Source organism: Streptomyces sp. NTH33, from assembly GCF_003236365.1.
GTDB lineage: Bacteria > Actinomycetota > Actinomycetes > Streptomycetales > Streptomycetaceae > Streptomyces.
The window spans coordinates 1-6,438 of record NZ_POTZ01000400.1 but is presented as its reverse complement, the minus strand read 5'-3'; the positions used below and the strand labels follow the sequence as shown (position 1 = coordinate 6,438).

Annotated in this window: 5 protein-coding genes; 4 read left to right on the top strand and 1 reads right to left on the bottom strand. The window is 71.6% G+C overall.

What is annotated here, in order from left to right:
* Nucleotides 1-36 precede the first annotated feature (36 nt).
* Complete coding sequence (locus C1I97_RS28560; RefSeq protein WP_111006020.1) at nucleotides 37-1,008, top strand: ABC transporter ATP-binding protein; 972 nt, start codon at nucleotides 37-39, stop codon at nucleotides 1,006-1,008.
* A gap of 9 nt (nucleotides 1,009-1,017) precedes the next feature.
* Complete coding sequence (locus C1I97_RS28555; RefSeq protein WP_111006019.1) at nucleotides 1,018-1,707, top strand: DUF1707 SHOCT-like domain-containing protein; 690 nt, start codon at nucleotides 1,018-1,020, stop codon at nucleotides 1,705-1,707.
* A gap of 25 nt (nucleotides 1,708-1,732) precedes the next feature.
* Here the strand turns inward: C1I97_RS28555 and C1I97_RS28550 are convergent, their stop codons facing one another.
* Nucleotides 1,733-3,067 (bottom strand): SGNH/GDSL hydrolase family protein, encoded by a 1,335-nt coding sequence (locus C1I97_RS28550; RefSeq protein WP_111006018.1) that lies wholly within the window; start codon nucleotides 3,065-3,067, stop codon nucleotides 1,733-1,735.
* A 233-nt stretch (nucleotides 3,068-3,300) separates the two neighbouring features.
* On the opposite strand from C1I97_RS28550, the gene C1I97_RS28545 reads away from it, so the two are divergent.
* Together C1I97_RS28545 and C1I97_RS28540 are read left to right on the top strand one after the other, a co-directional pair.
* On the top strand, nucleotides 3,301-4,620 hold the full coding sequence (locus C1I97_RS28545; RefSeq protein ID WP_258382782.1) for a DUF445 domain-containing protein: 1,320 nt from the start codon (nucleotides 3,301-3,303) through the stop codon (nucleotides 4,618-4,620).
* Between the two features lie 79 nt (nucleotides 4,621-4,699).
* Complete coding sequence (locus C1I97_RS28540) at nucleotides 4,700-6,223, top strand: MFS transporter (protein WP_111006017.1); 1,524 nt, start codon at nucleotides 4,700-4,702, stop codon at nucleotides 6,221-6,223.
* Nucleotides 6,224-6,438 lie beyond the last annotated feature (215 nt).

The window sequence follows — 6,438 nt, the reverse complement described above, 5'->3', positions numbered from 1 at the left end:
TATCGGAGCACGGGGAGCTGAAGGGGCGTGCGGCACATGGTGGTGGACGGCGGTTTCATCGAGGTCGACCGGGTGGAGAAGGTCTTCGAGGTGCGCAGGAGGACCGGGTTCCTGAGGCGTGAGCGGCGGCAGGTGCGGGCGGTCGACGCGATCTCGTTCCGGGTGGCGCGCGGCGAGATGGTCGGCTACATCGGCCCGAACGGCGCGGGCAAGTCGACGACGATCAAGATGCTCACGGGCATCCTGACGCCCAGCGGCGGCCGGCTGAGGGTGGCCGGCATCGACCCCTCCCGGGAGCGGACCCGGCTCGCGCGGCGCATCGGGGTGGTGTTCGGGCAGCGTACGACCCTGTGGTGGGACCTGCCGCTGATCGACTCCTACCGGCTGATGCACCGTATGTACCGCATCCCCGACGCCCGTTACCGCGCCAATCTGGACCGCTGTGTGGAACTCCTCGAGCTGGGCGGCCTGCTGGACGTCCCGGTACGGCAGCTCTCGCTCGGCCAGCGGATGCGCGGGGACGTCGCGGCGGCCCTGCTGCACGACCCGGAGGTCCTCTACCTCGACGAGCCGACCATCGGCCTGGACGTCGTCAGCAAGGCCAAGGTCCGCGGGTTCCTGCGGGACCTGAACGCCGAGCGGGGCACGACGGTGCTGCTGACCACGCACGACCTGCAGGACATCGAGCAGCTGTGCTCGCGGGTGATGGTCATCGACCACGGGCGCCTGGTGTACGACGGGCCGCTGGCCGGTCTGCACGAGGCGGGCGAGAGCGAGCGCACCCTGGTGGTCGACCTGGAGCGGGAGCTGCCGCCGATCGAGCTGCCGTCGGCGCGCGTGGTGCGGGTCGAGGGACCGCGGCAGTGGCTGGCCTTCCCGGCGGGCGAGTCGGCGGCCGTGCTGGTGGCCCGGATCGCGGCCGAGTACCCGCTGGTCGACCTGTCGGTACGGGAGCCGGACATCGAGGCGGTCATCGGGAGGATGTACGCCGAGAAAGCGGTCTCGTAGGCTGCTCCCATGACCGAGGACCTGCCGGAGCTCCGCGCTTCCGACGCCGATCGTGAACGAGTCGCCGAACACCTGCGGGACGCCCTCGCGGAGGGCCGTCTCGACATGACGGAGTTCGAGGAGCGGCTGGAGGCGGTGTACCAGGCGCGGACGTACGGCGAACTCGCGCCGCTCACCCGGGACCTGCCCGTGTCCGGGGTGGGCGCCCCGGCCGTGAACATGGTCAAGCAACCCGAACCGGACGGCGGTTGGGCGGGCCGGGTGGTCGGCGGCGAGGGGACCTCGTCGTGGGGCGTCGCCGTCATGGGCGGCTTCGAACGCAAGGGCCGCTGGACCATGCCCAGGAAGTTCACCTGCTTCACCTTCTGGGGCGGCGGCAACATCGACCTGCGCGAGGCGAACTTCGCCGACCGCGAGGTCGAGATCAAGTGCGTCGCGATCATGGGCGGCGTGGAGGTGACCGTGCCGCACGGCGTGGAGGTGGTGGTCCGCGGCGTCGGCATCATGGGCGGCTTCGACCACCGCGAGGACGGTGCCCCGGCCGAACCGGGCGCCCCCCGCGTGATCGTGACGGGCGTGGCCCTCATGGGCGGCGTGGGAGTCAGGCGCAAACTCACGGAGGCGGAACGCCGCCGTCAGAAGGAAGAACGCCGCCAGGAAAAGCTGGACCGCAAGGCCAGGCGCCGAGAGCTGTCATGACCGCGGGCAGTGGTGCCGGCGCACGTCACAGCTGCGCCGGCACCGCCCCCTTCAGCTCCCGGAGGTCGAACACCTCCGCCATCCTCCGATAGCCCCGGTCACTCGGATGCAGATGGTCCCCGGAGTCGTAGGCGGGCCGCAGCCGCCGCGGAGCGTACGGGTCCCGCAGCGCCCGGTCGAAGTCGACGACGGCGTCGAACACCCGCCCGCTCCGGATCTCGGCGTTGACCTGCTGCCGTACCGCCTCCCGCGCCGCCGTGTACCACCGATGCCCCTCGAAGGGCATCAGGGTCGCCCCCACGACCTTCAGCCCCCGCGCATGGGCCCGCCCCACCAGCGCCCGCAGTCCTTCAGTGATCCCCTCCGGGTCGGCGAGCCGCGGATTGCGCAGGATGTCGTTGATCCCGAGGTCGATCACCACGACCCTGGCCCCCGCCCGCTCCAGCACATCCCGTTCGAACCGGTCCAGCCCGCTGGGGTTGTCCGCGGGCCGTCCCAGCCCGCTCGCCAGCACCTGGTTCCCGCTGATGCCCTCGTTGACGACGCTGTAGCGCGGCACGTCGTCCCGTCCCCCGGCGACCGCGCCCCGCACCCGCCCGGACAGCACATCGGTCCAGCGCCGGTTGGCACCGACGGTCGAGGTGATGCCGTCGGTGAGCGAGTCCCCGAGGACGACGACCGTCCCTTCGGCTTCGTCGCTGAGCACGTCCAGCGCGGTCAGATAGCGCCAGACCGTCGTCCGCTCGGTGTACGGCACCCCGGTCACGTCCTCGGTACGGTCCCCGACGGCGACGTAGGAGACCTGCCGCGCGTGCGGGTGGTAGGTGACCGGTCCCGACGGAGTGGGGGAGTACGTGGTCACCAGCACGTCATCCCCGCGCGGCACGGCGATCCGCACCGCGTCGCTCGCCACCTGCCCGCCGGCCGGCACCACGACCGAGGCGGCGCCGGAGAAGGTGAGCCGCCGCATGGTGCCCGCCGCGGCGGCCCCGCCGCCGCCACCGGCGGCGACCGCGATCGAGGCGTGGGTGACGTTCAGCGGCGACTGGCCGTAGAGATTGGACAGCGTGATCCGGGCACTCGTACCCGCGACGCTCGCGTGCACGACGTTGCGCACCGAGTGGCCCGCCATGCCACGGATCTCCGTACCGGGTTCCGCGCCGGCGGGGGAGGCGGCCCAGGCGCCGACCCAGGTGCCGGTGGAGACGGGGGCGGCGGAGCCGCCCGGGGCGAGGCCCCCGGCGGGCGAGCCGGCGGGGCGGCGGGTGTCGGAGGCGGCTCCGGCGTGGATGACGGCGGAAACGACGACGATCAGGGTGACGATCGCGGTCAGCAGGGCACAACCGTGACGCTTGGTCATGCGGGCGATGCTCTCCTCGGGCTCCTGGGGATCCTCGGGTTTTTTCGGGTTTTCTCGGACGGTGGGTGCCCGTGGGCTCCGATCCGATGACCCATGATCCTTCATGGGCTCGGAAGTGTTGACAGGCCCCTGCCGACGAACCCCCTCCGGACAGACGCCGGGAACTCTCGTTCCGTTCCGGGAGTCGGTCAGGAAGGGACAATTGTGTGCGGGATCACGAACGGGTGGAGTGGATGGAACAGACGACACAGGCCGGCCCGGGAACGGCGGACGCCGTCCCCCGCCGCGCGATGACCGTGTTCAGCCCCGCCGACGAGGAGCGGGCCCGCGGTGTGCGCCGTATGAAGCTGACCGCCGCCGGGCTCCTGCTGTTCGTGGCCGTGGTGTACGTCCTCGCCACGTGGGCCGAGCACGCGGGCGCCGGCGCCTGGACGGCCTACGTCGCGGCCGCCGCCGAGGCCGGCATGGTCGGCGCGCTCGCCGACTGGTTCGCGGTCACCGCCCTCTTCCGCCATCCGCTCGGCCTGCCCATCCCGCACACCGCGATCATCCCGAACAAGAAGGACCAGCTCGGCGTCTCACTCGGCGAGTTCGTCGGCGAGAACTTCCTCTCCGAGGACGTCGTACGGCAGCGGCTGCGCGCCGTCGGCATCGGCAGCCGGCTGGGTGCCTGGCTCGCCCGGCCGGAGCACACCGACCGGGTGACGGCGGAACTGGCCACCGCGCTGCGCGGCGCGCTGACCGTCCTGCGCGACTCCGACGTGCAGGCCGTGGTCGGCGAGGCGATCACCCGCAGGGCCAACATGCAGGAGATCGCGCCCGGCATCGGCAAGCTGCTGGAGAAGGTCGTCGCCGACGGCGGCCACAAACGGGTCGTCGACCTGGTCGTCACCCGCGCCCACGACTGGCTGGTGCTGCACGGCGACTCCGTGATGGGCGCCGTACAGGGCGGCGCGCCCGGCTGGACCCCGAGGTTCGTCGACAGGAAGGTCGGCGAGCGGGTCTACAAGGAGCTGCTGCGCTTCGTCACCGAGATGCGGGACATGCCCAGTCACCCCGCGCGCGGGGCCCTGGACCGTTTCCTCACCGACTTCGCCTCCGACCTGCAGTCCGACACCGACACGCGCGCGCGTGTGGAGCGGCTCAAGGGCGAGGTGCTCGGCCGCGGCGAGGTGCAGGACCTGATCGCCTCCTCCTGGGGCGCCGTACGGTCCATGATCGTCGCCGCGGCGGAGGACGAGCGCAGCGAGCTGCGCCTGCGGGTACGGGCCTCGCTGCTGTCCCTGGGCACCCGGATGGCCGAGGACCCCAGGGCCCAGGACAAGGTGGACCAGTGGGTCGAGGGCGCGGCGGTGTACGTGGTGACGACGTACCGCAAGGAGATCACCTCCCTGATCACCGACACGGTCGCCGGCTGGGACGCCGAGCACACCACTCGCAAGATCGAGGCCCACATCGGCCGCGACCTGCAGTTCATCCGCATCAACGGCACGGTGGTGGGCTCCCTCGCGGGCCTGCTGATCTTCACGGTGTCGCGGGCGCTGGGGGCGTAGACCGGTCGGCGCCCGCCGGGCGTGATCCCGGCGGTTCGGGGGAACCCGCATGGCGTTCCGCTCGACGTGGAGGGAGCCCATGACCACCGCTGAGGCCGAGACCGGCCGTATCGTGACCACCGACATCCCCGCCAGGCTCGACCGCCTTCCCTGGTCACGCTGGCACTGGACGATCGTCATCGGTCTCGGCACCGTGTGGATCCTCGACGGTCTGGAAGTCACGGTCGTCGGCAACATCGCCAGCCGCCTGTCGGAGCCCGGCAGCGGCCTGGCGATCAGCTCCAGCCAGGTCACGGGCGTCGCGGCGGCCCTGTACGTGGCGGGCGCCTGCGTCGGCGCCCTGTTCTGGGGCCGTATGACCGACCGCTACGGCCGCAAGAAGCTGTTCCTGATCACCCTCGCGGTGTATCTCGCGGCCACCGCCCTGACCTCGATCTCCTTCGAGGCCTGGTGGTTCTTCCTCTTCCGCTTCCTGACCGGCTTCGGCATCGGCGGCGAGTACGCGGCCATCAACTCCGCGATCGACGAGCTGATCCCCGCGAGCCACCGCGGCCGCGTCGACCTGATCATCAACGGCAGCTTCTGGCTGGGCGCGGTCGGCGGCTCCCTGCTGTCGATCCTCGCCCTGAACACCGACATCCTGGCCGCCAACGTGGGCTGGCGCATGACGTTCGCGCTCGGCGCGGTGCTCGCCGTGGTGATCCTCCTGGTACGCCGCCACGTTCCGGAGAGCCCGCGCTGGCTGCTGATCCACGGCAGGGACCGCGAGGCGGAGGACATCGTCACCGATATCGAACGCCGGGTCGAGCAGGAGAAGGGCGAACCCCTCCCCGAGCCGCACGGCGAGATCACCCTCCACCAGCGCGGCAGCGTGAGCTTCGTCGAGATCGGCCGCACGGTCTTCTCCCACTACCGCAGGCGCGCGACCCTCGGCTTCTCCCTCTTCATCGGCCAGGCCTTCCTCTACAACGCCATCACCTTCGGCTTCGGCGCGATCCTGACCAAGTTCTTCGACGTCCCCTCCGGCCACACCGGCTACTACTTCGCCGTCATCGCGGCCGGCAACTTCCTGGGCCCGCTGCTGCTGGGTCACCTCTTCGACACGGTCGGCCGCCGGGTGATGATCTCCTCCACCTACCTGCTGGCCGGCCTGCTGCTGTTCGGCACGGCCTGGCTGTTCGGCCGGGGCGTGCTGAGCGCCGGCACACTGACAGCCTGCTGGTGCGTGGTGCTGTTCTTCGCCTCGGCCGGCGCCTCCAGCGCCTACCTGACCGTCTCCGAGATCTTCCCGATGGAGACCCGGGCGATGGCCATCGCCTTCTTCTACGCCCTCGGCACCGCGGCCGGCGGCATCAGCGGCCCGCTGGTCTTCGCCGACCTCACGGGCACCGGCCAGGTCGGCGACACGGTCCTCGCCTTCCAGATCGGCGCGGCCCTGATGTGCGCGGCGGGCCTGGTCGCCGCCTTCCTCGCGGTCAAGGCCGAGCAGCGCTCCCTGGAGGACATCGCCAAGCCGCTGTCGGCGGTGACGGCGAAGGCGGCGGCCAAGGGGGCCAAGGGCCATGGCGGCGACGTCACGCCCCCGTCGTCGAGCCCGGCCTGACGGAACGGTCACCGCGCCTGGAGCCGGTGCTCCGCTTCGCACCGGTGCCCACTTCTTCGAACAGGTGCCCCACTTCGCGCACCGGGCATACGGCAGGATGACCCCGTGCCCCTCCTGCCCGGAACCCGAGATCGCGGTGATCGCGCCGCGGACGCCCTCCCCGACCCCGTACGGATCCGCCTGGCGGCGGCGGGGGCCGCGGTGGTGACCGTGGG